General features: G+C 58.5%; 33 protein-coding genes. 11 read left to right on the forward strand and 22 right to left on the reverse strand.

Annotated features, from left to right (window positions below; translation table 11 throughout):
• Positions 1 to 137: 137 nt before the first annotated feature.
• On the reverse strand, positions 138 to 956 hold the full coding sequence (locus AC2FGE_RS15435; protein WP_496820122.1) for an ABC transporter substrate-binding protein: 819 nt from the start codon (positions 954 to 956) through the stop codon (positions 138 to 140).
• Positions 953 to 1,930, reverse strand: a complete 978-nt coding sequence (gene pip, locus AC2FGE_RS15440; RefSeq protein ID WP_496820124.1) for a prolyl aminopeptidase — start codon at positions 1,928 to 1,930, stop codon at positions 953 to 955. Before pip ends, AC2FGE_RS15435 begins: the two co-directional genes overlap by 4 nt.
• A 48-nt stretch (positions 1,931 to 1,978) precedes the next feature.
• Here pip and ubiG point away from each other — a divergent pair, with 48 nt between their 5' ends.
• A complete protein-coding gene (ubiG, locus tag AC2FGE_RS15445; RefSeq protein ID WP_496820125.1) occupies positions 1,979 to 2,725 on the forward strand; it encodes a bifunctional 2-polyprenyl-6-hydroxyphenol methylase/3-demethylubiquinol 3-O-methyltransferase UbiG in 747 nt (248 codons plus the stop codon).
• Between the two features lie 2 nt (positions 2,726 to 2,727).
• Here ubiG and AC2FGE_RS15450 read toward each other — a convergent pair whose 3' ends face one another.
• The 4 genes from AC2FGE_RS15450 to AC2FGE_RS15465 are packed head-to-tail and all read right to left on the reverse strand — an operon-like array spanning position 2,728 to position 5,072.
• A complete protein-coding gene (locus AC2FGE_RS15450) occupies positions 2,728 to 3,168 on the reverse strand; it encodes a MarR family winged helix-turn-helix transcriptional regulator (RefSeq protein WP_496820126.1) in 441 nt (146 codons plus the stop codon).
• A 13-nt stretch (positions 3,169 to 3,181) separates the two neighbouring features.
• A complete protein-coding gene (locus tag AC2FGE_RS15455) occupies positions 3,182 to 4,012 on the reverse strand; it encodes a carbon-nitrogen hydrolase family protein (protein ID WP_496820127.1) in 831 nt (276 codons plus the stop codon).
• A complete protein-coding gene (grxC, locus tag AC2FGE_RS15460) occupies positions 4,012 to 4,269 on the reverse strand; it encodes a glutaredoxin 3 (protein ID WP_480551495.1) in 258 nt (85 codons plus the stop codon). The genes AC2FGE_RS15455 and grxC overlap by 1 nt, the downstream gene beginning before the upstream one ends.
• A 23-nt stretch (positions 4,270 to 4,292) precedes the next feature.
• Positions 4,293 to 5,072, reverse strand: a complete 780-nt coding sequence (locus AC2FGE_RS15465) for a double zinc ribbon domain-containing protein (RefSeq protein ID WP_496820129.1) — start codon at positions 5,070 to 5,072, stop codon at positions 4,293 to 4,295.
• On the opposite strand from AC2FGE_RS15465, the gene AC2FGE_RS15470 reads away from it, so the two are divergent.
• Both AC2FGE_RS15470 and hemH read left to right on the forward strand, forming a co-directional pair.
• The gene (locus AC2FGE_RS15470; RefSeq protein ID WP_496820130.1) at positions 5,053 to 5,883 is read left to right on the forward strand and encodes a methyltransferase domain-containing protein; all 831 of its coding nucleotides are present in this window, start codon (positions 5,053 to 5,055) and stop codon (positions 5,881 to 5,883) included. The two genes, AC2FGE_RS15465 and AC2FGE_RS15470, sit on opposite strands and share 20 nt — an antisense overlap.
• A gap of 56 nt (positions 5,884 to 5,939) precedes the next feature.
• Entirely contained in the window at positions 5,940 to 6,989 is a 1,050-nt protein-coding gene (gene hemH, locus AC2FGE_RS15475; protein WP_496820131.1) for a ferrochelatase, read from the forward strand.
• Positions 6,990 to 7,064: 75 nt separating this feature from the next.
• Here hemH and AC2FGE_RS15480 read toward each other — a convergent pair whose 3' ends face one another.
• Complete coding sequence (locus AC2FGE_RS15480) at positions 7,065 to 7,247, reverse strand: hypothetical protein (protein WP_170455786.1); 183 nt, start codon at positions 7,245 to 7,247, stop codon at positions 7,065 to 7,067.
• Positions 7,248 to 7,387: 140 nt separating this feature from the next.
• The gene (locus AC2FGE_RS15485) at positions 7,388 to 7,987 is read right to left on the reverse strand and encodes a L,D-transpeptidase (protein WP_496820132.1); all 600 of its coding nucleotides are present in this window, start codon (positions 7,985 to 7,987) and stop codon (positions 7,388 to 7,390) included.
• 168 nt (positions 7,988 to 8,155) lie between these two features.
• Here AC2FGE_RS15485 and dalA point away from each other — a divergent pair, with 168 nt between their 5' ends.
• Positions 8,156 to 8,671 (forward strand): divisome-associated lipoprotein DalA, encoded by a 516-nt coding sequence (dalA, locus tag AC2FGE_RS15490; RefSeq protein ID WP_496820133.1) that lies wholly within the window; start codon positions 8,156 to 8,158, stop codon positions 8,669 to 8,671.
• A gap of 65 nt (positions 8,672 to 8,736) precedes the next feature.
• Here the strand turns inward: dalA and AC2FGE_RS15495 are convergent, their stop codons facing one another.
• The 7 genes from AC2FGE_RS15495 to AC2FGE_RS15525 form a co-directional block, all read right to left on the reverse strand.
• Positions 8,737 to 9,201, reverse strand: coding sequence for a PTS sugar transporter subunit IIA (locus tag AC2FGE_RS15495; protein ID WP_496820134.1), 465 nt, complete (start codon positions 9,199 to 9,201; stop codon positions 8,737 to 8,739).
• 58 nt (positions 9,202 to 9,259) lie between these two features.
• Positions 9,260 to 9,823: a ribosome hibernation-promoting factor, HPF/YfiA family gene (hpf, locus tag AC2FGE_RS15500; RefSeq protein ID WP_496820135.1), complete on the reverse strand. Its 564-nt coding sequence runs from the start codon at positions 9,821 to 9,823 to the stop codon at positions 9,260 to 9,262.
• Between the two features lie 252 nt (positions 9,824 to 10,075).
• Positions 10,076 to 10,834, reverse strand: a complete 759-nt coding sequence (gene lptB, locus AC2FGE_RS15505) for an LPS export ABC transporter ATP-binding protein (protein ID WP_170537150.1) — start codon at positions 10,832 to 10,834, stop codon at positions 10,076 to 10,078.
• Positions 10,834 to 11,325 (reverse strand): LptA/OstA family protein, encoded by a 492-nt coding sequence (locus AC2FGE_RS15510; protein ID WP_353012630.1) that lies wholly within the window; start codon positions 11,323 to 11,325, stop codon positions 10,834 to 10,836. Before AC2FGE_RS15510 ends, lptB begins: the two co-directional genes overlap by 1 nt.
• A gap of 3 nt (positions 11,326 to 11,328) precedes the next feature.
• Entirely contained in the window at positions 11,329 to 11,928 is a 600-nt protein-coding gene (locus tag AC2FGE_RS15515; protein ID WP_496820136.1) for an LPS export ABC transporter periplasmic protein LptC, read from the reverse strand.
• Between the two features lie 12 nt (positions 11,929 to 11,940).
• Entirely contained in the window at positions 11,941 to 12,903 is a 963-nt protein-coding gene (locus AC2FGE_RS15520) for a KpsF/GutQ family sugar-phosphate isomerase (protein WP_496820137.1), read from the reverse strand.
• Complete coding sequence (locus AC2FGE_RS15525; RefSeq protein WP_496820138.1) at positions 12,900 to 13,514, reverse strand: ribonuclease D; 615 nt, start codon at positions 13,512 to 13,514, stop codon at positions 12,900 to 12,902. The genes AC2FGE_RS15520 and AC2FGE_RS15525 overlap by 4 nt, the downstream gene beginning before the upstream one ends.
• Positions 13,515 to 13,724: 210 nt before the next feature.
• Between AC2FGE_RS15525 and AC2FGE_RS15530 the strand changes: the two genes are divergently transcribed.
• The 7 genes from AC2FGE_RS15530 (at position 13,725) to AC2FGE_RS15560 (ending at position 20,529) form a co-directional block, all read left to right on the forward strand.
• Positions 13,725 to 14,945 (forward strand): MFS transporter, encoded by a 1,221-nt coding sequence (locus tag AC2FGE_RS15530; protein WP_496820139.1) that lies wholly within the window; start codon positions 13,725 to 13,727, stop codon positions 14,943 to 14,945.
• Positions 14,946 to 14,996: 51 nt separating this feature from the next.
• A complete protein-coding gene (locus tag AC2FGE_RS15535) occupies positions 14,997 to 15,425 on the forward strand; it encodes an Lrp/AsnC family transcriptional regulator (protein WP_496820140.1) in 429 nt (142 codons plus the stop codon).
• A gap of 73 nt (positions 15,426 to 15,498) precedes the next feature.
• Positions 15,499 to 16,197: a transglycosylase SLT domain-containing protein gene (locus AC2FGE_RS15540; RefSeq protein ID WP_496820141.1), complete on the forward strand. Its 699-nt coding sequence runs from the start codon at positions 15,499 to 15,501 to the stop codon at positions 16,195 to 16,197.
• Between the two features lie 69 nt (positions 16,198 to 16,266).
• The gene (flhA, locus tag AC2FGE_RS15545) at positions 16,267 to 18,294 is read left to right on the forward strand and encodes a flagellar biosynthesis protein FlhA (protein ID WP_496820238.1); all 2,028 of its coding nucleotides are present in this window, start codon (positions 16,267 to 16,269) and stop codon (positions 18,292 to 18,294) included.
• Entirely contained in the window at positions 18,291 to 19,061 is a 771-nt protein-coding gene (locus tag AC2FGE_RS15550) for a flagellar biosynthetic protein FliR (protein ID WP_496820142.1), read from the forward strand. The genes flhA and AC2FGE_RS15550 overlap by 4 nt, the downstream gene beginning before the upstream one ends.
• A complete protein-coding gene (gene flhB / locus AC2FGE_RS15555; protein ID WP_496820143.1) occupies positions 19,058 to 20,146 on the forward strand; it encodes a flagellar type III secretion system protein FlhB in 1,089 nt (362 codons plus the stop codon). The genes AC2FGE_RS15550 and flhB overlap by 4 nt, the downstream gene beginning before the upstream one ends.
• Positions 20,143 to 20,529 (forward strand): hypothetical protein, encoded by a 387-nt coding sequence (locus AC2FGE_RS15560; protein WP_496820145.1) that lies wholly within the window; start codon positions 20,143 to 20,145, stop codon positions 20,527 to 20,529. The genes flhB and AC2FGE_RS15560 overlap by 4 nt, the downstream gene beginning before the upstream one ends.
• Positions 20,530 to 20,563: 34 nt before the next feature.
• Here the strand turns inward: AC2FGE_RS15560 and AC2FGE_RS15565 are convergent, their stop codons facing one another.
• Genes AC2FGE_RS15565 through fliE form a run of 7 tightly spaced genes read right to left on the reverse strand, consistent with a single transcriptional unit; the run spans position 20,564 to position 24,334 of the window.
• Positions 20,564 to 21,091, reverse strand: coding sequence for a flagellar basal body-associated protein FliL (locus tag AC2FGE_RS15565; RefSeq protein ID WP_496820146.1), 528 nt, complete (start codon positions 21,089 to 21,091; stop codon positions 20,564 to 20,566).
• 12 nt (positions 21,092 to 21,103) lie between these two features.
• Positions 21,104 to 21,835, reverse strand: a complete 732-nt coding sequence (flgH, locus tag AC2FGE_RS15570; RefSeq protein WP_496820147.1) for a flagellar basal body L-ring protein FlgH — start codon at positions 21,833 to 21,835, stop codon at positions 21,104 to 21,106.
• Positions 21,835 to 22,251, reverse strand: coding sequence for a flagellar basal body P-ring formation chaperone FlgA (gene flgA, locus AC2FGE_RS15575; RefSeq protein WP_496820148.1), 417 nt, complete (start codon positions 22,249 to 22,251; stop codon positions 21,835 to 21,837). Before flgA ends, flgH begins: the two co-directional genes overlap by 1 nt.
• Positions 22,251 to 23,036 (reverse strand): flagellar basal-body rod protein FlgG, encoded by a 786-nt coding sequence (gene flgG / locus AC2FGE_RS15580; protein ID WP_496820149.1) that lies wholly within the window; start codon positions 23,034 to 23,036, stop codon positions 22,251 to 22,253. The genes flgA and flgG overlap by 1 nt, the downstream gene beginning before the upstream one ends.
• Positions 23,037 to 23,057: 21 nt before the next feature.
• On the reverse strand, positions 23,058 to 23,768 hold the full coding sequence (locus AC2FGE_RS15585; RefSeq protein WP_496820150.1) for a flagellar hook-basal body complex protein: 711 nt from the start codon (positions 23,766 to 23,768) through the stop codon (positions 23,058 to 23,060).
• On the reverse strand, positions 23,768 to 24,040 hold the full coding sequence (locus tag AC2FGE_RS15590; RefSeq protein WP_480551472.1) for a flagellar biosynthetic protein FliQ: 273 nt from the start codon (positions 24,038 to 24,040) through the stop codon (positions 23,768 to 23,770). The genes AC2FGE_RS15585 and AC2FGE_RS15590 overlap by 1 nt, the downstream gene beginning before the upstream one ends.
• Positions 24,041 to 24,043: 3 nt before the next feature.
• On the reverse strand, positions 24,044 to 24,334 hold the full coding sequence (fliE, locus tag AC2FGE_RS15595; RefSeq protein WP_496820151.1) for a flagellar hook-basal body complex protein FliE: 291 nt from the start codon (positions 24,332 to 24,334) through the stop codon (positions 24,044 to 24,046).
• Positions 24,335 to 24,343: the final 9 nt, after the last annotated feature.

A 24,343-nucleotide genomic window follows, 5' to 3' on the forward strand; every position in this document is an offset into this window, starting at 1 on the left:
GGCACAAAAAAACGGGCGCGCGGCCCGTCGAATTTTCCGGTGGAGCCTTGAACCCGAAGTCCAACGCGCCGCTGTTGCAACTGCATATACGCAGGAGTTTCCGAGTCTGCAACCCCCGGCGCAAAACGTGATCGAATTTACGCCAGCCACCACCTTTCGGCGATGCGCCCATCATCCAGCGCAGCCTTGCCGATCTGTCTGGGCATCCCGACATGCGGCGCAACAGCCAGCGACATATCCTTGTCATTCGGGAAGAATCGCAGGCCGCGTTTGTCGCGCAGCTGATCACCGGCAGGCACAGCTGCGATATCGACATAGCCATCGCGCAACGCCTCGGCCCGGACCTGCGCGTCGGGGATCACGATGACCTCAATCTTATCGGCCCATCCGGCGGTATTGCCCTTATAGTGATCGGCCACTTTTCGCCCCAGAAAATTCCGATCATCTTCGGCCCTTTCAACGCGGTAACAGCCCGTGCCGTTGGCCAGTTTCAAGGGCGTCACACCTGAACCGTTCCGCGTAATCACAAACCTTGTGTCTGCCAACAGGAACGGCAGCCCCGTGTTTGGCGTCGCAAGCTCAACGCGCATTGCAGATGCAGACAAGGCCTCTGCCCGCCCAAATTCGGCCAACACGGGAAGAGCATCCGCTAGTTCCAGGTTAGACCCATCGTGGAATTGAACGCCCTCTCGCAGATTGAACGTCCAGACGCGGGCATCCGCATCGGTCTGCCAAGAAGTCGCAAGCTCGGGCCGTAGCGTCCCGTCGGGCGCGATTTCGGTCAGGGTATCGAACACAGCGCCACGGGCGACCTGTTCCAGGCTGTCATCGCGCGGTACAGCCAAACGCAAGGTCCCGCCAGCCTTGGGTGTATCCGCCAAAGACGCCCCCGTTGCCGCCAGCAATGCAGCCGCAGCACCCGAAGCGAACAAAGCACGGCGATCCATCCGGGTCATGCCCACCCCTCCGCTACACGGTCCATGATGCGCACAAGCTCGGCGCTGATGCCCGGCTCGGAAAGGGCATGCCCGGCCTGACGTACCATCTTGAGCTCGGCATTTGGCCAGCGATCCGCAAGGCTCCACGCCGCTTGAGGCGGGCAGATCATATCGTACCGGCCCTGAACGATATGGCCAGGGATATGTGCAATCCGGTCCATCTGATCCAGAATCTGCCCGTCCTTCTCCAAGAAGGCGCCGTTGGTGAAATAGTGATTTTCGAGCCGCGCAAAGGCCCGAGCATATTCGCCGGGGCTTTCGCCCACCACGCCGTTTGAATGGATCGATGCCAACGCATTTTCCCATGCGGACCAAGCCTTGGCATACAAGACCTCGGTCGCCCGATCACCCGAGAACAGGCGTTTGTTGTAGGCTTTGATCGTGTCCGACAGCTCATCTTCGGCCAGCAGCGAAGTGAACTTCGCCCATGGCTCGGGCCAGAACCTGCCTGCACCCCCACCATAGAACCAATCCAGCTCAGCCTGGGTCGCCAGAAACACCCCACGCAGCACCAGGCGGCTCACCCGATCCGGATGGGCCTGCGCATAAATCAGCGCCAAAGTCGCGCCCCAGCTGCCGCCAAACACCGTCCATTCGTCAATATCCAGAAGCGACCGCAGGCGTTCAATATCTTCAACCAGATGCCAGGTCGTATTGTCCTCGACTGACGCATGGGGGCGCGACTTCCCGCATCCGCGCTGATCGAACAGAATCACCCGGAACACGCGCGGATCGAAATAGCGCCGCATCGCGGGGCTGCAACCACCACCGGGACCGCCATGCAGAACCACTACTGGCAGCCCGTCAGGATTGCCGCTTTGTTCCATATAAATCTGGTGCCCTTCGCCCACGCTGACCAATCGCTGATCGAACGGGTCGATCTGCGGGTACAAATATTGCACTGCGCGCTTTTGGTCCGGGTACTTGTCCATTATGGCCCTATATAGTCCTTAAGCGTAAAAGAGCATACGGAGACAGGAATGCAAGCGCATCCGAACACGGTGGACCCCTCCGAGATCGCAAAATTCGAGGCGATGGCCGCGGAATGGTGGGATCCGAACGGGAAATTCAAGCCTTTGCATATGCTGAATCCGTGTCGTCTGGATTATATCACACAGCAAATCGCCGGGGAATTTGACCGTGATCTGAAGGCTGCGAAACCGTTCGAAGGCCTGCGCCTGCTGGATATCGGCTGCGGCGGAGGTTTGCTGAGCGAACCGATGGCCCGCCTTGGCGCGACGGTCGTGGGCGCAGATGCCGCCGAGCGCAACCTGCCCGTCGCCCGCATCCATGCCGAACAATCGGGGCTGGAGATCGACTATCGCCACACCACGGCCGAGGATATGGCCGCCGCAGGCGAACAATTCGACGTGGTGCTGAACATGGAAGTGGTCGAACACGTGGCCGACCCGCAATCCTACCTGACCGCCACGCAGCAACTGCTGAAACCCGGCGGGTTACAGGTGTGTTCCACCATCAACCGCAACCCGAAATCCTATGCGATGGCCATTTTCGGGGCCGAGGTCGTCATGCGCTGGCTGCCGCGCGGCACGCATGAGTGGAACAAGTTCATCACCCCCGATGAGCTGTTTGACCTGCTACGCCAAGCCGGGCTGGAGCCGGTGGACCGCAAAGGGTTCGTGTTCAACCCGATCCTGTGGAACTGGTCGATCTCGGACCGGGATTTGAGCGTGAATTATGTGACGGCGAGTGTGAAGGCGGGGTGACTCTACTCCCCCTCCAACTGCAACCGCAAATCCCTCAACACCGGTAGTGTACTCCGAACCCGCTCCAACCCCAGCTCTCCGACTACGCGATTGATCAGAGGGGCGATCGACGCGATCGCCTGATCGCGCGCGCGGCGACCGGCGGGGCTGATGGCCACCATCTTGCGGCGGGCGTCGTCCCAGTCAGGGCGGATGTGGATGTATCCGGCCCATTCCAGCTTGGCCAAGGTGTTGGTCATCGCCCCTCGGGTCACGTGGAATGTGTTGGCCAATTGCGCCGGGCTGCGCTCGTCTCCGACAAAGACCAGATGATTCAGCACCGAGAAATGCGAGATTTCCATGCCCTTGGGCAGCACCCGGCTGAGCCGGTTGCGCAATAGCTGATCGGCGGTCAGGATCTCGCTGAACAGCGTGACCGCTAGGGCATTGGTGTCGTCTGTCATGGTCCGTTCTGGATCAGGGTCCGTCGAAAGGGCGGCGATGCGTCAGCGAAGGTACACGCCGGCGCGCCTCTGTCACAGAACTATCATCCAAATCGAAAAAGTGAATGCCCGGATTGGTGCCTGCGTCGATGACGACCTCTCCCCACGGAGCCACGACCATGCTGTGACCGTAGGTATGGCGGGTCTTTCCCCGCGTGGTGGGATGTGCACCTGTTTGCGCCGGGGCAAGCACCCAACAGCCAGTTTCAATCGCCCGCGCCCGCAACAGCGATTCCCAATGGGCCGCTCCGGTGACGGGAGAAAACGCCGCCGGAACCGTCAGGATACGCGCTCCGGCCTGCGCCAACGCGGCATGCAAATGAGGAAAACGAATGTCGTAGCAGATGGTCAGGCCGACCTTGCCGAAATCAGTCTTGGCTACAACCGCGTGTTCGCCGGGGCGGTAGTTTTTTGACTCCTGAAACGTCTCGGTTTCGGTGACCTGCACGTCGAACATATGAATCTTGTCATACCGCGCCACGATCTGACCCAGCGGGTTGATCATAAAGCTGCGATTCGCAAAGCGGCCATCCGGGTCGTGGGTCTTGACCCCCAACGACCCGATCAGCAGCCAAACGCCCAACTCGACCGCCTGTGCCCGTAGACCGGCCAGAGTGATATCGTCTTCCTCATGCTGCAACACCGCGCACTGCCGCGTGGTGCTGTTGGACACGCAATTCGTGACCTCGGGCGTAAGGATGAACTGCGCGCCCTGCGCGGCGGCCTCGGCCATCATGTTGCGAACCATATCCAGATTCGCGGCCGGGTCGTCCGTTGAGGTGATTTGCAGCAGGGCGGTTTTCATCAGGCCGCCAAAAGACGATCCAGCTTGCCCTGGCGGTCCAGCTCATAAAGGTCATCACAGCCGCCCACGTGGTCAGGACCGATGAAAATCTGCGGCACAGTACGTTTACCACCCGCGCGCTGGATCATTTCGGGCTTGCGCTTGGGGTGCATCAGCACGTCGATTTCTTTGAATTCAACGCCTTTTTGCTTCAGCAGGCGCTTTGCGGCATGGCAAAAGCCGCAAAGCGGCGATGTATAGATTTCAACCGGTTTCATGTTTCCGTCCCTTCGGGTTTCGCTCAATCTTGGGCGAAATAGGCATCCTTGGCAACGCGTACCAGCGCCAACACGGAAATATGATTTGCCCCGGCAGCGCGGCACGCCCGCGTACACGCCGCAAGCGTCGCTCCGGATGTCATCACATCATCGACCAACAGGACATCGCGCCCCGAGATCTGTTGCCGTCGCTTGGGATGCGGCGCGATGACATCAGCCAGAACCTCAGCCCGTTGCGCAGCGGTTTTACCGTCCAGCACAGGGGTACGTTTGTGGCGCACCAGCAGGTCCGGGCAGACCTTTGACCCCGTTTCAGCGGCCAGGTGTTGGGCCAGAAGCGCGGATTGGTTGTAACGCCTTTTTATCATGCGGGACCAATGCAGCGGAACCGGAGCGATCAGCATGTCAGGCCGGATAAGGTCACGCCCTGCCTGTGCCATCCAGCGTGCGGCAGGCCGGGCCAGTTCGGGCCTATCCCCGTGCTTGAGTGCCAGGATCAGAGACTTTGCGCGCCCCTCATATAACAAGGCGGCCCGACCGTCTTGCCAGGGGCGTTGTGTCTTTCGGCAATCGTCGCAGTCGATCCGATGCCCATCGCCCTCGCCCGGGACCGGCACACCACAACTGTCGCAAACCGTCCCGCCAATAAATGGCGTGTCGCGCCAGCACTGTCCGCAAAGGCCAAAATCCGAGTCGGTCAAGGCACCGCAGCTCAGGCATCTGGGTGGGTAGACCAGTTGCAACGCGGTTTGCACGCGCTGCCAAATGCGATACTTGCGGGGTATGAAGCTGCCAGTGTCCAATGCGCCCTCGCTTTTTGATCGTCCAACCCTGTCGCGCCGCCGCGCGCGGGTTCAGGATAGTGCCCTGTTCCTGCACCGCGCCGCCGTGGGCGAGGTTCAGGATCGGCTGAGCATGGTTAACAGAACCTTTACGGCACCGGCGATTGTGACTCCGTTTCCACATATCTGGCATGACGTATTGCCGGACGCTCGGATCGTCGCAGATGACGAAACCCTTGCCCTGACCCAAGGCGCACATGATCTGATCGTTCACGGGATGGCGCTGCATTGGGCCAATGATCCGGTCGGGCAATTGATCCAATGCCGCCGCGCCCTGCGCCCTGATGGCTTGTTGCTGGCTGTGTGTCTGGGTGGGGAGACCCTGCATCAGTTGCGCGCATCGCTCGGTCAGGCCGAGATTGAGGTGACAGGCGGGCTCAGCCCCCGGATCGCCCCCATGGCAGAACTTCGGGACCTGGGCGCGCTGCTTCAGCGGGCCGGTCTGGCCTTGCCCGTGGCAGATGCAGTGCCTCTGACGGCCGAATATCGCGATCTGACTCATCTGATGCATGATTTGCGGGCAATGGGAGAGACCAATGTGCTGACTGACCGACTGAAGTCACCTACCCGTCAACAGGTATTTGCGCGTGCGCAAGTGGTTTATGCCGATCATTTTGCCACGCCTGATGGCCGCCTGCCCGCCACGTTCGACATGATCTGTCTGACCGGATGGTCACCGGATGACAACCAACCCAAACCATTGCGCCCGGGATCGGCTCAGATGCGCCTTGCCGACGCGCTGAACACGGATGAGGGCAAACTGCCCGATTGACGATTGGGTTTTTCCCTTTATCTCAGGCCAGAATGTAAAAACTCAGGAAGACCCAAATGTTCGATGCAATCCGCCCTGCGCATGCTCCAGCCGATCACCCCAAAGTCAAGATGGGGCGCGTGGGTATTCTGCTGGCCAATCTGGGTACGCCGGATGATTACACCTACTGGCCGATGCGGCGCTATCTGAACGAGTTTCTGTCGGACCGCCGCGTGATCGACTACCCGGCCTGGAAATGGCAGCCGATCCTACAGGGCATCATCCTGACCAAACGGCCCTTCAGCTCGGGCGAGGCGTATAAATCGATCTGGAACCACGATAAGGGCGAAAGCCCGTTGATGACGATCACCAAGGATCAAACCGCCAAGCTGCGCGATGCGATGCAGGCGCGCTATGGCGATCAGGTGATGGTCGATTTCTGCATGCGCTACGGCAATCCGTCGACAAAGTCCAAGGTACGCCAGATGGTGGCAGAGGGCTGCAACCGCATCTTGTTTTTTCCGCTTTACCCACACTATGCCGGGGCGACGACCGCAACGGCCAATGATCAGTTCTTTCGCGCCCTTATGGAAGAGACCTGGCAACCAGCCAGCCGCACCGTACCGGCCTACTACGACGAACCCACCTATATCGAGGCATTGGCGCAGTCAGTCGAGCAAGCCTATGCCGCTATGAACGCCAAGCCAGATGTGCTTGTGTGTTCCTATCACGGGATGCCCGAACGCTATTTGCAACAGGGCGATCCCTATCACTGCCAATGCGTAAAGACATCCAGACTGCTGAAAGAACGCCTGGGCTGGTCGGATGATCAGATTGTGTCCACCTTCCAGTCCCGTTTCGGGCCTGAGGAGTGGCTGAAACCCTATACCGTGGATCACGTGGCTGATCTGGCGCGTCAGGGCAAAAAGAACATCGCCGTGATCGCGCCGGCCTTTTCCGCCGATTGCATCGAAACGCTGGAAGAGATCAACGAAGAGATCAAGGAAAGCTTTGAAGAGGCAGGCGGCGAAAGCTTTACTTACATTCCCTGCCTCAATGACGACGATTCGCACATCTCAGCGCTGGGCAAGATCATCGAAGACAATCTGAAGGGCTGGCTGGACTAATCAGCCCCAGCTTTCATGCATGAAAAAAGGCGGTGGATCGCTCCACCGCCTTTTCTCTGGATAAAGCTCGTGAGCTTAGCCAGCTGCAACAGCTGCGGCCACAACGACCAGCAGGATCAGAGGCAGCAGGATGCCCTGCGAAGAACCCTGAGTTTCTTCGACAACAACAGGTGCTTCAACAACCGGCTCTTCCAGGTTGCCCGCATATGCGGTCGAAGCAGCAGCAGTCAGAGCAGCGGCGAGAACGAGTTTTTTCATATTAACCTCCAGAATTTGCGCGATTCCAGTTTTTTGGAACGCGCATCTAAGACTTACCTCGTGGTTTTTTTCTAATCAGCAAAGCGGTTGGAATGCAATTGCAACTTGAACGCCAAGCCACCAGCTGCGCGAAAATGTCGTCAAATTAGCAACACTTGCGTGCCGACTTTGGCCATCGAAAACAGTTCGGCGATGTCTTCATTGAACAGACCGATGCAGCCGTTCGATGATTTCCGGCCAATTTTGCGCGTGTCATGCGTTCCGTGGATGCGGTAGTACTTCCACCCAAGATATAAAGCGTGTGTTCCCAATGGGTTATCCGGTCCGGGTGGGATATAGTCGGGCCATTCAGGATTCCGCTTCTTCATCGACGGGGTCGGCGCCCAGCTTGGGCCCTCGACCTTGCGGATGACGCTGGTGCGGCCACGTCGGGTCATTTCTTCGGTCAACGGCACCGATGACGGGTAGAGTTTGTACACAGTTTGGTCATCTGACCAATAATGCAGCGCCCGCGACACCGTATCGACCAGAATGGCCCCGTTTCTGGTGTTCGAGAAGTAAGGCTGCCACTCCAGCGCACGAAAGCCCGAGACGTTGCGGCGCACGGCAGCTTCGGGCTCGGGCGCAGGGCGCAATGGATCGCCCGGGATGTACTGCGCCAACGCCGGGCTTGCCACCACGGCAGCCGCGCCAGACAGGAAACCCCGACGGGTCTGAGAGGAAATGCGTTTCTTGACCATGAGTGCGGTCCTTTGCGAGGGCGAGTTCTGAATTTTTGGGCATTCTATTGCCAGAATGCTTCAGTCGCAAATCAAACCGGCAGAATCATGCGGCCCTGTGACATTGGGCGTTTGCCCCGCACCGTCTGGCACGGTATGCCCGTTAACGACACAATCATCAGGTCGATCATGACGCGTATCGTTTCTTTACTCTTGCTTTGCCTTGTCGCGCTGGCGGCATGTACCACCACTGGGCCCACCACCTTGGGTGCTGATGGCCGCCCCTTGCCCACCGTATATAAAATTCGCGGCAACCCCGAAAAGCTGCAGTTCCGGATGCTGGATTCGGTTAATGCGCTGCGTCAGGCCCAAGGGTTGCAGGCTGTACAGCTCAACTCACAGCTCAACGCGGCTGCGGCGACACATTCCAAGGATATGGCCCGGCAGAATCGCCCCTGGCATTTTGGGTCGGACGGCTCATCCCCCATCGACCGCGCCGCTCGGGTCGGGTATTTCGGGACGTTCCTGGGCGAGGCGATTTCGGAAACCTATGAAACTGAAACAGAAACACTTGCTGCCTGGATGCAGGAATCCGGCCCGCGTTCGGTGATCATGGACCCCAAGGCGACTCAGATGGGCTTTGCCTGGCATCAGGAAGATGGCGGGAAAATCTGGTGGACGCTGGAGATGGGAACCGGCGGCTGATCCGGGAATACACCCAATAAAAGAAGCCCCCGAATCTCGGGGGCTTTTTTTATTCCATCAGGTCTCTAAGCAGCTTGCATCGATTGTGCTTCGGTCAAAATAGCATAGAGCTTGACCGGATCAGGGTTGGCCCGCAGCTTAGCACAGACCGAACTGTCACGCAGGGTACGTGACACAAGGGCCAATGCCTTCAGATGATCTGCGCCCGCCTCTTCAGGGGCGAACAGGGAAAAGGCGATGTCCACCGGCTGACGATCCACCGATCCAAAATCGATCGGTTTCTCCAGCATCACAAATACGCCGGATACGCCGGTGATCTCGGGCAGGCGTGCATGCGGCAGGGCCACGCCATGGCCAACACCTGTTGGGCCAAGGCTTTCACGCTCCAACAGGCAATCAACGATGGACTGGGCCTCAAGACCCAGCGTCGCCGAAGCGACCTCACCGATTTCCTGGAACAGCCGCTTCTTGCTGGAAGCTGCTGACAAAACACGTACTGCTTCGGGCTTCAGAATGCTCGAAAGCTCCATGATCATGCTCCGTAGCGGGCCCGGCAAATGCGGGACCCCGCCTTTTCAATCTTGCCTGTTAAGGATCGATCCAGCCGATGTTACCGTCATCCCGACGATACACGACATTCAACCCATCCTTGTTTTCATTCCTGAACACCAGCACCGGGGCGCCGGCAAGTTCCATTTGCATAACGGCCTCACCGACGCTGAGCGATGGGATCTTTGTTTCCATCTCAGCCACAATCATGGGCTGCAGCGATTCGGGTTCATCAGCCGTGTCCGATTCGTCAGAGGCGAGGATATAAGAGGACGCTCCAAAGAGTTCAACCGGCTCGGACCGATCTTTGTGATGGTCTTTCAGACGACGCTTGTAGCGGCGCAATTGTGTTTCCATCTTGTCGCAGCACGCCTCAAACGCCGCGTAAATCTCGGTCGCATGGGCTTTGGCCTGCGCCGTCAGGCCCGTCGACAAATGGACAGTGGTTTCGCAAACATATTCATGCGCTGAACGGGAAAAGACGACGTTGGCATCAGTCGGACGCTGGGCATATTTGCCAACGACCTCGCCCAGCTCGGTCTGCACGTGGTTTTGCAGGGCCGCGCCGATGTCGATCTGTTTTCCGCTGATTTGGTAACGCATGTGATCTCCTTCACAATTCACACCCATTCTGACGCTGCATCGCGCAACGTACTTGTTTTTATCGGGTGGGGGGTATCGACATTCTGATCGGTTGCTGTTGACCCGACCCTTCGGGGAAGGGACATCGAGATCCAGTCTGGAACCGAATAAATGCCATGGCCCAATTGAGCCAAGAGGCGGCGGAAGAGTCAATCAAAACAAGTGCGTATATACGCGATTTCCAGCATGCGCCCGGCGCAATTCCGCGCAAGTCTATGAAATACGGAAGTTTTCGCCCAAATAGACGCGGCGCACGTTTTCGTTCTCCACCACTTCGCCCGGCGTGCCGGACATCAGCACCTGACCGTCGTGCAGAATATAGGCGCGATCGACGATTTCCAGCGTTTCACGAACATTGTGATCGGTGATCAAAACCCCGATCCCGCGCTTTTTCAAATCCGCGACCAAGTGGCGAATATCGCCCACACTGATCGGATCAACACCCGCAAAGGGTTCGTCCAGTAGCAGGTATTTCGGATCAGCAGCGAGACAGCGCGCAATCTCGACCCGACGCCGTTCGCCACCGGACAAGGCCAGCGCCGGCGCGCGGCGCAGATGTTCGATGGAAAAGTCCGACAGCAGTTCTTCCAGTCGCTCTTTGCGGCGGTGCGCATGGTTGACGGTGATATCAAGAACCGAGGCGATGTTGTCCTCAACACTCATACCCCGAAAAATCGACATCTCTTGCGGTAGATAACCGATCCCCATCCTGGCGCGACGGTACATCGGCAAGGTGGTGACATTCTGGCCGTCAATCGTCACTGTGCCTGCTTCGGGAAAGACCAGCCCGGCCACAGAATAGAATGTTGTGGTTTTGCCTGAACCATTTGGGCCCAACAACGCAACAACTTCGGACCGGTCCAGCGTCATCGACACGTCGCGGATAACGGTTTTCTTCCGATAGGATTTACGCAGCTTTTCAATCCGAAGCCCGGAATTGCCTTCGGCGACCGACAGTTGGGGACGCGCCATCAGTTGTTCCCCTGCTGCAGGATCGTTTTGACCCGGCCGGTCATGGTTGCGGTGCCTGTGGTCAGGTTTGCATTCATCTGATCACCGCTGATGATGCTGGGCCCTTGGGTTAGCAACACATTGCCCCGCATCACGATCACGCCGCTGTCGATAGTGTATTCGGCCCAATCGCCTTCTGCCGCGTCGGGCGGGCTGACCAGAACCACATTCTCGGTCGCTTCCAGCCGGTCAATGGCGGATCGTTCCTGATTGTAGATCACCAGAACCCGTTCGGCCGTCAGCCGCATTTCGCCCTGCACGACAACCACATTGCCGACAAACTCGGCCGAGCCGTCCTGTTGGTTCACATTCAGGGTTTCCGAGGTCACCTCAACCGGCAGGGTCGGGTCCGCGCGCGTAGCACCAAAAGCCACCTGCGCCTGCTGCGCAGTTGCAGAAACAGCACCTGTTACAAGCGCAAAACTCAAAAGGACGAAACGAAAATCAAACACAGGTTATCTTTCTGCTTTCTGAGGCTCATACACCAGCTTCACGCCGTCTGTAAAAAGAATATGGACCGGGCCGTCCTTTTTTTCGGCCCCAAACGTCATGCGACCCGCGGAAAAATCACCGATGGGGCCGGTTCCGTTGACCTGACCCGGCGTATCCCCCCGGATTTCGTCCAAAGCGGTGTTCAGCAAATCGGTGGTAACTTCGATGCCATCTGCTGTTCTGATCACCACATCACCCACAAAGGTCGCTGTGCCTTTGTCGGGGCGGATCATGCCTGAATTCGAATCCAGCGTGATTGCGCCACCGCTTAGCAACCCAAACCGACCCTGGAACTCCGAGGCTGTTGGCATCGACCCTTCTGTGCCTTGCGTTGCTTTTGTGGCACCGATCTGCACGTCTTCGCCTTTGCGGGTGGTGCCGCGATAATCGGGCTGCGTGACCACCTGTTCAGCCAAACGCGCATCGATATCCTGCTGCGTAAACGGGCCCGATACATTGGTTTCAATGCTACGCGACAAAAGGAATACGGTGGACAGCAGCAAAATGGCCGCAAGCGGCAACAGAACCTTCAGGAACTGTACCATGCGGGAATAGCGGTCCACCTCTGCCACTCCTTAACCCAGCCCGACGCGCAGACAGTCGTGAATATGCAGCAGCCCCTGCGCCTGCCCACCTGCATCCGGGTCGACCACAAAAAGTGAGGTTATCTTGCGGTCATTCATGATGGCCACCGCTTCTTCGGCCAAAGCATTGGGTGCAATGGTCATCGGGTCACGGGTCATCACCTCTTGGGTGGATTTCTCCAACAAGCCATCCATGTTCCGACGCAAGTCACCATCCGTGACGATGCCCAACAGGCGCCCGGCCTCGTCAGTGACCCCCACAACACCGAAGCTCTTTTGGCTCATGACCAGCAGGGCATCACTCATCGGAGTTTCAGAGGTCACAACCGGCATATCCGTATGCATCAGGTCCCGCACCTTGCTCAGCTGCGCGCCCAGCTTACCGCCGGGGTGGAAGTCGCGGAAGTTCTCGGGCTTGAAATCACGGTACTTCATCAACGCGATCGCCAGCGCATCGCCCATGGCCAGGGTCAATGTCGTCGAGATCGAAGGCACCATGCCGAACCCGCAGGCCTCACCCATCGATGGGATCAGCAAATGAACATCGGCCTGTTTCATCAGCGAGCTTTCAGGCTTGCTGGACAGACCAATCAACGGAATGCCGAACCGGCGGGTAAAGGCCAACAGGTTGGCCAGTTCCGGCGCTTCGCCAGAGTTCGAGATCGCCAAAACCACATCGCCCTTCGACACCATGCCCAGATCGCCATGGCTCGCCTCGGCGGGATGCACGAAATAGGCAGGCGTTCCGGTGCTGGCCAGGGTTGCTGCGATCTTGTGACCGATATGGCCGGATTTACCGATCCCGCTGACGATCAGACGGCCCGTGGCCTGAAGGATCATCTGAATCGCCTCTACAAAATGCGCGTCCAGACTATCGGCCAACACGTCCAGCGCGCGGGCCTCATCGGTGACAACCTGTCGGGCTGTTTTCAGGAAAGCTTCGGTATCAGTCATGAGTGCGCAAAAATATCCGTTTCGGGCCAGCCTGCGAGGTCAAGTTTCGCACGCATCGGAAGGAAGTCAAAACAGGCTTGCGCCATCTCGGACCGACCTTCGCGGTCCAGCCGCCCGTCCAACGCGTCGCGCAGTTGATGCAGATACAGAACGTCTGACGCGGCATAATCCAACTGCGCATCGGTCAGGGTTTCAGCGCCCCAATCGCTCATCTGCTGTTGTTTCGAGATATCGACGCCGATCAGCTCCTGACACAGGTTCTTAAGCCCATGACGGTCGGTATACGTGCGCACCAGACGGCTGGCGATTTTGGTGCAGTAGACCGGAGCCGCCAGCGCCCCAAACGCATGATACATCGCGGCGATATCGAACCGACCAAAGTGGAACAGCTTTAGCACATCGGGATTTTCCAGCATGGCGCACAGGTTCGGAGCCTCAGTCTGTCCTTTTTCGACTTGAATAATATGGCTGTTGCCATCGCCTCCGGACATCTGGATCACGCACAGGCGATCCCGATGCGGGTTCAGCCCCATGGTTTCACAGTCGATGGCCACGACAGGCCCCAGGTCCAGCCCGTCCGGCAGGTCATTCTTATACAGATGGTTCGCCACGGATTTATCCTTTGTGCGGTCTCGCACCCCGAGATAGGCGGTTTGGACACTAAACTCAACGCCGTCCGGCTTGTAAGGTCAACGCGTCTTGTTATCCGCCTAAATTGTTGGATAGTGGCTCATAATGGCCAGTCTCCCCGATGGTCGTATCCCAACCGAACACGATGGGGGCAATTGAAACCCATACCCCTTACGGAGCATGTCTGACCTATGCTCAGCGTCCTGCACAACCGAACCTATCGCCACCTGCTGGCCGCGCAGGTCGTTGCCTTGACGGGAACGGGGTTGGCCACTGTCGCGATTGGCCTTCTGGCCTATGATCTGGCGGGCGAGGCCGCGGGGTTGGTCTTGGGTACGGCTTTGACCATCAAAATGATTGCCTATGTAACCATCGCCCCACTTGCGGCAGCCTTTGCGGAACAGCTTGATCGGCGCAAACTGCTGGTGGTTCTTGACCTTGTTCGCGCAGCCGCCGCACTGTGCCTGCCTTTTGTTACGGATATTTGGCAGGTCTTTGTTCTGATCTTTGTGCTGCAATCGGCCTCGGCAGGGTTCACCCCGGCCTTTCAGGCAACGATCCCCGATGTGCTGACGGATGAGCACGACTATACCCGCGCTCTGTCTCTGTCGCGCCTGGCTTATGACCTTGAAAGCCTGCTTAGTCCGACTCTGGCGGCGCTTTTGTTGCTGTTTGTCAGCTTCAACACTCTGTTTCTGGGCACAAGCCTCGGCTTTATCGCCTCGGCCCTTCTGGTGGTCTCGGTGATCCTCCCATCGCCCAAACCATCTGGACGCAAAGGCATTTATGACCGGACCACACGCGGCATCCGTCTTTACCTGGCGACACCCCGCCTGCGCGGTTTGCTGGCGCTGAGTTGGTGCGCTGCGGCAATCAGTTCGATGGTCATCGTGAATACGGTGGTCTTGGTGCGATCCGATCTCGGCCTGCCCGAAAGCGCTGTGGCCATTGCCCTTGCGGGCTTCGGCGGGGGATCGATGATCGCAGCGTTTCTATTGCCGCCCTTGCTGGATCAGGTGCCGGAGCGACGGGTCATGTTGACCGGTGCGACAATTGGAACGGCCACGATGGTGCTTGCAGCCATCGTATCAAGCGCCACAACCTTGTCACTGCCGATGCTGACCGGGCTTTGGGTGCTGGCCGGGTTTGGGTATTCCATGTCCATGACGCCGTCGGGCCGCTTGCTGACCCGTTCGGCCAAGCCCGAGGATCGCCCGGCCGCCTTCGCCGCCCAATTCACACTTACTCACGCCTGCTGGCTGGTGCTGTACCCGCTCGCTGGTTGGCTGATGACACGGTTTGGGGCAACAATCGCGCTGGCTGGTACGGGCAGTGCTGCCAGTCTGGGTCTGATCACCGCCCTGTCGATCTGGCCCCGGTCCGACCACATCCAAGCGACGCAGAAACCTTGAGCCGCGGTGCAAACCTGCTTTACACCAATATGACCCCATGCCGGAGACCTCATGGATCAGATTGACCGCCGCATCATCGCAGCTCTGCAACACAACGCCCGTGACACTACCACGACCATCGCAGCAAAGCTGGGCCTGGCCCGCACCACGGTGCACGAGCGGATCAAGCGCATGGAAGAACGCGGCGTTATCGCAGGCTATTCCGTTGTTTTGAGCACAGCCGATGACGCGCCTCGGGTGCAGGTGATTGTACTGCTTGAAGTGCAGCAAAAGGAAACCACCCGTATCATCAAGCGGCTGGAAACCTACCCCGAGGTTAAACTCTGCTTGTCAATCAATGGCGAGTTTGACCTTCTGCTGTCGGCCGAGGCTCCCCGGATCGAAGATCTGGATATTCTGGTCGATGATCTGGCCAAAATCCCCGGCGTTTTGCGCACCAATACCAGCGTGGTGTTCGGTCGGCGCATCGACCGAAAATGAACCGCCGATAACCGCCTGTAAACCAATGCTTGGCTAGCTTGGCCGGGACAGATCAGAATCCCGGACCGGCAGAATGCCAACACGCCAATTTTTGTTTTCTCTTTTAGTGACGCAAGTGCTGACCGCACAGGCGGGTTTTGCCCTGCCCGATGCGCGCACCGGTGATATCTGCGATCAGGCGGCGCGCAGGGCGTCATTGTCCGAAGATGTTCCGCTGGATGTGCTGCGCGCGATAACGCGGGTTGAAACCGGTCGCAGCTTTGGCGACCACTACACCCCTTGGCCCTGGACCATCAATGTCGAAGGGCAAGGGGTTTGGTTCGATACCGAAATCGAGGCTAAATCTTATGTGTTCAACGTGTTCAAAGCGGGCAAACGCAGCTTTGATGTCGGATGTTTTCAACTCAACTATCGTTGGCACGGCGCGGCATTCCGCTCCATCGACGCTATGTTCAATCCGGATGAAAATGCCCTTTATGCCGCGCGATTTCTGAAGGACCTGTATACGGAACTGGGGTCCTGGCCTGCCGCCGCGGGGGCCTATCATTCGCGCACACCTGATTTGGCGCGCGCCTACAAAGGCCGATTCCAGACCGTGTTGGCCCAGTTGGATACAGCACCCGCGGCACAAACTGCAGCGATGTCACGCGATCCATTCACCGACGCTGCCGCCCCGCTGATCCCGCTTCAGCCCACGCAATCGGGGCAGGGAATGCTGGGATCACTGGTGCCAAGCGGCGGCGGCGCCACGGCCTTCATCGCCTTCAACTAGGAGTTCAGCTTGCTTAAGATCGACCCCCGATCCCTGTTCTCGCCCACCGTTTTGCTGGCGCTGGCGCTGATGACGATCATCGTGATGATGATCCTGCCCATGCCCGCCTGGGTGCTGGATGTGGGGCTGGCCGCCTCTTTCGCGCTGGCGATTCTGATCTTCACGCTGACCTTGTTCATTGAACGCCCGCTGGATTTCTCGTCCTTTCCGACGATCCTGCTGGCGTCGCTGATGCTGCGGCTGTCGTTGAATGTATCCTCGACCAAGCTGATCATCGGTCAGGGCCATACCGGTCCCAACGCCGCCGGGGATGTGATTGAAGGGTTTGCCAATTTCGTCATGGGCGGCAGCATCTTTCTGGGTCTTGTGGTGTTTGGCGTGCTGCTGATTGTGAACTTCATGGTCATCACCAAGGGCGCCGCCCGTATGGCCGAAGTTGGGGCCCGCTTTGCGTTGGACGGTATGCCCGGCAAACAGCTGGCCATCGACAGCGACATGTCCGCCGGGGCTATTGACCACCAGCAAGCCAAGGAGCGGCGCGAGCGTGAGCAACAGGAAACCACCTTCTTCGGCTCGCTCGACGGGGCTTCGAAATTCGTTAAAGGGGACGCTGTTGCCGGGCTATTGATCACCCTGCTGAACCTTGTCATGGGGCTGGTGATGGGCGTGATCGTGCATGGAATGCCGGTGGCGTCCGCGTTCGAGACCTATGCCATCCTGACGGTGGGTGACGGACTGGTCTCGCAAATTCCGGCTGTGATCATCTCAATCGCCTCTGCCCTACTGCTGGCGCGCGGCGGCACCCAAGGGGCCACCGACAACGCGATTTTCTCACAGCTGGGCAAGCACCCCGCAGCGCTCGCCACGGTAGCGCTGCTGATGGTTCTGTTTGCCTTGGTGCCCGGCCTGCCGTTTTTGCCCTTTATCCTCGGCGCGAGCGTGCTTGGCTATGCGGCGTACCACGTCCACCGCAGCCAAAAGGCAGAGGCGCTTGCGCCAGAACCTCAATCGAACGAGGCAGACGCGCCCGTATCGCAAGCCATCGGGGATATTCTGGACCTCGACGATGTCCATCTGGAATTTGCGCCTGATCTGGTCAGCATGGTGCTGAACCAGGGCACCGGGTTGGATGCGCGGATCGCCAATATGCGAACTTATGTCGCCTCGACCTTCGGCCTGATCCTCCCCGAAATTCGCCTCACCGACCGCGCCGACCTGCCAACCGGTACCTATGTGATCAAGGTACAGGGCGTGGAACAGGCGCGTGGTGTTCTGAATCCCGATCTGGTCCTTGCGCTGGTGCAGGACGGGTTTGACCTGCTGCCTGACGGCAATGACGTGACCGAACCTGTCTACGGGGCCCCTGCACGCTGGATATTGCCCAAAGATCAGGAAGATGCCGCGCTGAGCGGCGCCACCATCGTCTCACCCCCCGAAATACTGGCGACCCATCTGCTGGAGATCATCAAACAGAACTTCTCGCGCCTGTTGACGCTGAAATCACTGCGGCGTCTGCTCTCTGAAATGACCCGGCTGAGCGATCCGGTGCGGGCCGAGGCGAATAAGAAACTGCTGGACGAACTGATCCCGGACAAAGTTCCGATCGACACGTTGCACGCGGTTCTCCGGCTGTTGTTGGACGAGCGCGTTTCGATCCGCAACATGGCCCTGATCCTGGAAAGCGTGGCCGAGGCACGGCTGACCACCACCCAACCCGAAGGCATTTGCGAGATCGTTCGCCAGCGGCTGGGCTTCCAACTGGTCGCCGAAATGAAGCGCGAAGACGGATCGATCCCCCTGATCCAACTTGCGCCGGAGTGGGAGGATACGTTCGCCAGCTACCAGATCGACGCACCCAATGCCGGGCTAGATGTCGCGCTGCCCCCCAATCTGTTCAACAAACTGGCCGATGGCGTGGTCAGCAGCGTTGCCAAGTCTGCAGATAACGGGCTGTTTCCAGCCGTCGTAACCTCGACCCGGCGGCGTCGGTTGCTGCGCACAATCATGCAGGCGCGGGGCATTGCAAACCCGGTTCTGTCGTTTGAAGAGATCGGGCTAGAGGCACGCCCGTCCCTGGTCGGAACCATTCCTGCATGATCGCCTTACCGCCAGAATTATTGGGGCCGATCGGCCAAAACCTCTGGCATCTGTTTGCGGTTTTATTGCGGGTTTCGGCCTTCGTGTCGCTGTTGCCCGCCTTTGGCGAACGCAGCATTCCCGTGCGTGTGAAACTGGGCATTTCGATTGCCTTCACACTGATCATCTTATCCGCCGTTCCACCGCCAGACCTTGCGCCCGGTTTTTTGCCCATGGTGCGCCTGGTGGGAACGGAGGTTCTGGTCGGAATGGTCCTTGGTATCGGGCTGCGCCTGTTCGTTCTGGCCTTACAAACCGCTGGAGCCATCGCCGCGCAGTCCACCTCGCTCTCGCAACTACTGGGTGGGGCAGCTGACCCTCTTCCGGCGATGGGGTACTTTTTGATGCTGGCCGGGCTGACCCTGGCCGTCATCCTGGGGCTTCATATCCGCGCCGCCCAGTTCCTGATCCACAGCTATGCGATGTTCCCGATGGGCAGCCTTCCCGCCTCTTCGGACCTGTCGCAATGGGGGGTCGCTCAGATCTCGTCCAGTTTCAATCTGGCGTTTGCGCTGGCGGCCCCGTTCGTGATCGCCTCACTGATCTACAACCTGGCGCTGGGCGTCATCAACAGAGCGATGCCGCAGCTTATGGTAGCCTTTGTCGGGGCCCCTGCGATCACGTTCGCAGGCCTGTTTCTGCTCTTTGCCGGTGCGCCGCTGATCCTGTCAGTCTGGTCTGACGCCTTGAACGGCTTTCTGATCAACCCGGCCGGAGCTACACCATGAGCGCCTCGGATGATGACAGTGACAAGTCATTTGAACCCACCCCCCAGAAACTGCTAAAAGCACGTGAAAAGGGTGAGGTGGCCAAATCCAGCGACCTGTCCGTGGTCGCCGGCTATACCGGGCTGATCATCGCGCTGTTAACCGCCGGTCAGTACACGGCCCAGCATCTGGGCACATTGTTTATGGTCATGATTGATCAGTCGGATACTCTGGCGCAGCTATTGACGACCGGGCCAGCCACCACACCAGTAGCCGGACTTTTGCGAGGAGCCTTGATACCAGTATCCATGCTTTTTGCGATCCCTGCGGCCGCTGTCCTGCTGAGCCTGATCGCCCAGCGCGCGCTAATCTTTGCGCCGACCAAACTGAAACCCAAGATATCGCGCATTTCGATCGTTTCGAATGCAAAAAACAAATTCGGGCGCGGCGGGTTGTTCGAGTTTGCCAAAAGCTTCTCGAAACTGCTGATCTACGGTATCTGTCTGGCCTTGTTCCTAAAGGCAAACCTGACCGAGATCGTTTCGGCAAGCGCAGCGCCTGCGATATCATCTATCCTGCTGATGATGAACCTTCTGTTTCGGTTTCTATTCATCGTGATCACCATCGCATTCGCCATCGGCGTCATCGACTACATTTGGCAATATGCCGAGCATATGCGCAAAAACCGCATGTCCCGCAAAGAAATACAGGACGAAACCAAAGACGCCGAAGGTGATCCGCATGTGAAACAACAGCGGCGTCAACGCGCTCAGGAAATTGCAACCAACCAGATGATGTCTGACGTGCCCACGGCGGATGTCATCATTGTCAACCCGACCCATTTCGCCGTGGCCCTCAAATGGTCGCGCACGCCGGGTTCCGCACCCGTTTGCGTGGCCAAAGGTGTGGACGAAGTCGCAGCTGCAATCAGATCGACCGCCAGTGAGGCCGGTGTTCCCATCCATTCTGACCCACCTACAGCCCGTGCCCTGCACGCAACGGTGGATATCGGCGAGGAAGTTCCAGAGGAACACTACCGCCCTGTCGCGGCTGCGATCCGATTTGCCGAAGCAATGCGCAAACGGGCGAAAGGTCAGATCCGATGAATCTGAAAAAACTCTCGGCCTTGCAGATGGCAACCGATGCCATGTTTCAGAAGCACCATCAGGCGCTGCGCCCGGTGATCGAGGCAGAAGCACAGGTACAGACACAATTGGTGCGGTTGGACAATCAGGTGACACAGGCACGACAGGACAGTGCAGGGGCCGAAGGCTATCGTGTTACCGGAACGGATATCCTTTGGAATGCCTGGGAATCTGCGACGCGCCGCCAATTGAACATGGAGCTGGCGCGTGTGCGTGCTCAGAAACTGGTCGCGATGCAACAACTTCGGACTGCGTTCGGGCGCCAGCAGGCCATCGCATCTGTATCCGAGACCATGCGTGATGCGCAGCAAAAAGCAAAAGACAAGACGCGCTCGAACCTTTAAAGGCCTGGCCGTGACCGGTCAGGCAAGAACGAAATCAGCTATCTTGCCGGTTCACGCTCATGATCAAAACCTGAGAGACATCTGAGCCCAAATCCTTGCGCGCAACTTCCAGCAGCGCTTTGCGCAACACGGTCAGATTGTCGGACTCGGTAAATATCCCGTCAAATCCGCCGGTATTGGCATGATCAAAAAGCACCTGCAGAAACCTGTCCCTCAATTTGGGTTCGATAGCATAAAATGTTTCGGTGATCGCCGGATCAGCCTCGATGCTGAGAGACATCGTTACCATCGCCGTGATCTGGTCATCCTTGACCACGGGAACAACAAACTGCTTGGGCAGCTTTAGATACTCAAAGCCGCCTGCCTCATCGTCTTTCGCAGCTTTTTTTGATACTTTTTTCTTATCATTTTTGTCTTTCTTGTCGCCTTTATCCGGCTTTTCCTTGGTCTCTTTTTCCTCGGAAACAGCCTCGGGTGCTTTTTCAGGCATCAAGAACACACCGGCACCAATCCCGGCGCCCAGACCCAGCACAAGAAACACGACTGGAAGCAAGATCTTCATCATATGCAATCCTCAGAAGGGCAATAGCGAGTCGAGCACTTGCTGACCCAAACGAGGTTGCTGAACATCGGTGATCTGGCCGCGCCCACCGTAAGACACGCGGGCGGACGCGATTTTGTCATAGGTGATCTCGTTCTTGCGCGAGATATCTTGGGGGCGGACATAGCCAGCAACCAAAAGCTCTCGCAGTTCAAAGTTGACCCGCAGTTCCTGCGATCCCGATATCGACAAAACACCGTTTGGCAACACATCCAGAACGGTCGCGGCGACCCGCAAGGTCAGCTTCTCGTTTCGCCGGACCGATCCGCGGCCGGAACTGGCGGAATCGGATTCAATCCCAACCGCATCTTCTAACGTTACCCCTTCGGGCAAGTGGTCTTCCGCACGCTGAGGCAGGCCGAACAGGTTAGGAACCTCAAGGGATTCCGAACCCGAACGCGAGCGGCTGGTATTGTTCGAGAATTCCGCCTCTTCGTCCAGCTCAATGACGACCGTCAGAATATCGCCTTTCTTGATCGCCCTTTGATCACCCAGAAGGGATTGCTGGCCACCACTCCAGAGCGATGATCTATCGACCGCGCGCTGGGTTTGAGTATGCAAAGGCAATCCCGGCCACAGCATCGCCACCTGCTCGGGTGAGTCGTCTTTGGGTGTAAAGCTGGGCGGTTTGCCCAGGTGATCAAAGCGGCTGCAGGCCGAAAGCGCGAAAATCGTCAGCAGAAAGGGTTTAGACAGTCTAGACATTACTTTACCTCGATTTGACCATCGGGCCGGATCAGACCGGTGACCGTTGTGCGGGACGACAGGTTCATGACCCGGATACGTTCACCCACGGCACCGCGCCCAAGGGCCCGCCCCTCGGTGGTGATCGACAGGGGTTGCCGCTTGAAGACCAAGACCACCAAATCATTCCGATCCACGATGGCCGGCGGGCCGACATCTGCCGCACGTACCGGCCGGCCCGGATACAAGGCGACCCGTGCCTCAAACCCGATCAGCTCCTCGGGGTCGCTTACCGCGCCGGGCATATCAGCGTGTTTCAATTCCAGATCAGCCGCCGAAATGACCTCTTTCGCGCGTATCGTGCGGGTCGGGACCACTATATCGGCAAGTGCACTTATCGGCGCCACCATTAGAAAGATCAGACCAAGAACCCTCATCAGCGCACCTGTGTCGTAGCGCTCATCATCTGATCGACGGCGGTGATGACTTTGGCGTTCATCTCATACCCGCGTTGCGCTTCGATCAGTTCAGTGACCTCGCGCACGGCGTCGACTGAACTGTCTTCCAGGTATCCCTGTCGCAAGGTGCCAAGCCCATCCTCGCCAGGCACACCCTGGATTGGCGCGCCCGAGGCTTCGGTTTCTTTGAACAGATTGCTGCCAATCGCCTCAAGCCCTTTGGCATTGGAGAAACTGGCCAGCGAAAACTCACCCAGCAACTGCCCTTCGGGTGTGTCGTCGAAATAGGCGTAGACTTCACCGGAGGCGTTGATCGAGATCGACCGCGCATCATCGGGGATCGTGATCTCAGGCGCCACGGCGAACCCGTCCGACGTGACGATCAGCCCTTCGGCGGATCGCTTCAGGCTACCGTCGCGCGTAAAGGCGGATTGCCCATTTGGCAGCGTCACCTCAAGATAACCGCGCCCTTCGATGGCAACGTCGAGGTCACTACCCGTGGCCGACAGCGCGCCTTGCGCCAGCTGGACCGAGACAGCGGCGGGGCGAACCCCCAGACCCAGTTGGATACCTGTCGGCAGAACCGTACCGTCCGACGCATTGACTGCGCCAGCGCGTGCCATCTGCTGATAGTGCAGATCGGCAAATTCGGCGCGTCGGGCGTTGTAACCGGTGGTGTTCATGTTCGCGAGGTTGTTCGAGATCGTCTCCACCCGCATCTGCTGCGCCGTCATGCCTGTGGCTGCGATTTTCAAAGCACGCATATCAAATTCTCCTTGTTCAGGTCAGCGCATCAGCGCATCGAGGGCCCCGCGCACACGCGCATCCTCGGTTTCCAGAAAGCTTTGACCCAGCTCATAGGCGCGCTGAATCTCGATCAGGCGCGTGACCTGCTCAATCGCGTTCACGTTGGATCCTTCCAGAAAGCGATGCAGGACAACGGGTTCATCAACCGGATCGACATCGCCCTGAGGCCGAAAGCGCGTGTTGCCTTCACGAACCAAAGTCGTAGGATCAGCCACCCGATAGACGCCAATCTGCCCCAACAACTGCCCATTTACGCTGAGCGTTCCATCCGCGCCGACATCGATGGTCGCCGCATCCGGGGGAATGAACACCGGTGATCCATTACTGTCCAGAACGGCGGAACCATCCGCGGCCACCAGATCACCCTGCGCATTTGGTGTGAAACTGCCCGCCCGCGTCAGGCGATTGCCGTCGGGCGTTTCGAGCATAAAGAACCCCTCACCCTCGATGGCGAAGTCAAACTGCCCTCCGGTCTCAGTCAACACCCCCTGTTGCAGAGAGGTATTGCGCGCCTCGGCCCGGCTCATGGACAGGGACGGCGTATTGGGCATGTCACGAATGAATTCCGAGAACACCAACCCCTGCTGACGATAGCCGGTGGTATTGGCGTTGGCGATGTTGTTCGCCACCAGCCGCATTTCGTTCATCAACCCGGATTGACGGGATAAAGTGACATAGGCGGTATCCATCAGCGACCTCCGGCGATCAGCGGCACCAGGGTGCCTGTAAAAAAGGTGACAAGCGTTTGGGTCATGAAGCCCATGGAAATCCAGAACACGATGACGATTGCGATCAGTTTGGGCACGAAGGTCAGGGTCATTTCCTGGACCGAGGTCAGCGCCTGGAACAGACCAACGACCAACCCCGACACCAACGCCACGGCGAGGATGGGAACCGAGGTGATCACCGCGATCCACAGCGCCTGGCGCACGATGTCATAGAACAAACCTTCGCTCAGCATCGCTCAGACCGGCATCCGCAGGATTTCCTGATAGGCCTCGACCACCTTGTTCCGCACGATAACCGCAGTTTCGACGGCCAGTTCGGTCTGGGCCAGCGCCTGCACCAGCGCGTGCGGATCCGCCTGTCCGGTCATCGCGGCCTGCGATATCTGCTCGCTCTGTTTCAGCGTCGCCGCAAAGTCTTGAAAAGACGCGCGCATCCCCTGCGCCATAGCGCTGTGATCAGGGTCGGCCTGCGTGGCGGGGCGTGCGCCGGCATAGTTCTGCGCGGCGGTAAGGGATCGGATATCCATTCTGGCGTT

The organism is Ruegeria sp. YTSA075, assembly GCF_059610245.1.

Coding starts and splice junctions, on each gene's coding strand:
- AC2FGE_RS15435 (WP_496820122.1), bottom strand. CDS start 956: ATGACCCGGATGGATCGCCGTGCTTTGTTCGCTTCGGGTGCTGCGGCT.
- pip (WP_496820124.1), bottom strand. CDS start 1,930: ATGGACAAGTACCCGGACCAAAAGCGCGCAGTGCAATATTTGTACCCG.
- ubiG (WP_496820125.1), top strand. CDS start 1,979: ATGCAAGCGCATCCGAACACGGTGGACCCCTCCGAGATCGCAAAATTC.
- AC2FGE_RS15450 (WP_496820126.1), bottom strand. CDS start 3,168: ATGACAGACGACACCAATGCCCTAGCGGTCACGCTGTTCAGCGAGATC.
- AC2FGE_RS15455 (WP_496820127.1), bottom strand. CDS start 4,012: ATGAAAACCGCCCTGCTGCAAATCACCTCAACGGACGACCCGGCCGCG.
- grxC (WP_480551495.1), bottom strand. CDS start 4,269: ATGAAACCGGTTGAAATCTATACATCGCCGCTTTGCGGCTTTTGCCAT.
- AC2FGE_RS15470 (WP_496820130.1), top strand. CDS start 5,053: ATGAAGCTGCCAGTGTCCAATGCGCCCTCGCTTTTTGATCGTCCAACC.
- hemH (WP_496820131.1), top strand. CDS start 5,940: ATGTTCGATGCAATCCGCCCTGCGCATGCTCCAGCCGATCACCCCAAA.
- AC2FGE_RS15480 (WP_170455786.1), bottom strand. CDS start 7,247: ATGAAAAAACTCGTTCTCGCCGCTGCTCTGACTGCTGCTGCTTCGACC.
- AC2FGE_RS15485 (WP_496820132.1), bottom strand. CDS start 7,987: ATGGTCAAGAAACGCATTTCCTCTCAGACCCGTCGGGGTTTCCTGTCT.
- dalA (WP_496820133.1), top strand. CDS start 8,156: ATGACGCGTATCGTTTCTTTACTCTTGCTTTGCCTTGTCGCGCTGGCG.
- AC2FGE_RS15495 (WP_496820134.1), bottom strand. CDS start 9,201: ATGGAGCTTTCGAGCATTCTGAAGCCCGAAGCAGTACGTGTTTTGTCA.
- hpf (WP_496820135.1), bottom strand. CDS start 9,823: ATGCGTTACCAAATCAGCGGAAAACAGATCGACATCGGCGCGGCCCTG.
- lptB (WP_170537150.1), bottom strand. CDS start 10,834: ATGGCGCGTCCCCAACTGTCGGTCGCCGAAGGCAATTCCGGGCTTCGG.
- AC2FGE_RS15520 (WP_496820137.1), bottom strand. CDS start 12,903: ATGACTGATACCGAAGCTTTCCTGAAAACAGCCCGACAGGTTGTCACC.
- AC2FGE_RS15530 (WP_496820139.1), top strand. CDS start 13,725: ATGCTCAGCGTCCTGCACAACCGAACCTATCGCCACCTGCTGGCCGCG.
- AC2FGE_RS15535 (WP_496820140.1), top strand. CDS start 14,997: ATGGATCAGATTGACCGCCGCATCATCGCAGCTCTGCAACACAACGCC.
- AC2FGE_RS15540 (WP_496820141.1), top strand. CDS start 15,499: ATGCCAACACGCCAATTTTTGTTTTCTCTTTTAGTGACGCAAGTGCTG.
- flhA (WP_496820238.1), top strand. CDS start 16,267: ATGACGATCATCGTGATGATGATCCTGCCCATGCCCGCCTGGGTGCTG.
- AC2FGE_RS15550 (WP_496820142.1), top strand. CDS start 18,291: ATGATCGCCTTACCGCCAGAATTATTGGGGCCGATCGGCCAAAACCTC.
- flhB (WP_496820143.1), top strand. CDS start 19,058: ATGAGCGCCTCGGATGATGACAGTGACAAGTCATTTGAACCCACCCCC.
- AC2FGE_RS15560 (WP_496820145.1), top strand. CDS start 20,143: ATGAATCTGAAAAAACTCTCGGCCTTGCAGATGGCAACCGATGCCATG.
- AC2FGE_RS15565 (WP_496820146.1), bottom strand. CDS start 21,091: ATGAAGATCTTGCTTCCAGTCGTGTTTCTTGTGCTGGGTCTGGGCGCC.
- flgH (WP_496820147.1), bottom strand. CDS start 21,835: ATGTCTAGACTGTCTAAACCCTTTCTGCTGACGATTTTCGCGCTTTCG.
- flgA (WP_496820148.1), bottom strand. CDS start 22,251: ATGAGGGTTCTTGGTCTGATCTTTCTAATGGTGGCGCCGATAAGTGCA.
- flgG (WP_496820149.1), bottom strand. CDS start 23,036: ATGCGTGCTTTGAAAATCGCAGCCACAGGCATGACGGCGCAGCAGATG.
- AC2FGE_RS15585 (WP_496820150.1), bottom strand. CDS start 23,768: ATGGATACCGCCTATGTCACTTTATCCCGTCAATCCGGGTTGATGAAC.
- AC2FGE_RS15590 (WP_480551472.1), bottom strand. CDS start 24,040: ATGCTGAGCGAAGGTTTGTTCTATGACATCGTGCGCCAGGCGCTGTGG.
- fliE (WP_496820151.1), bottom strand. CDS start 24,334: ATGGATATCCGATCCCTTACCGCCGCGCAGAACTATGCCGGCGCACGC.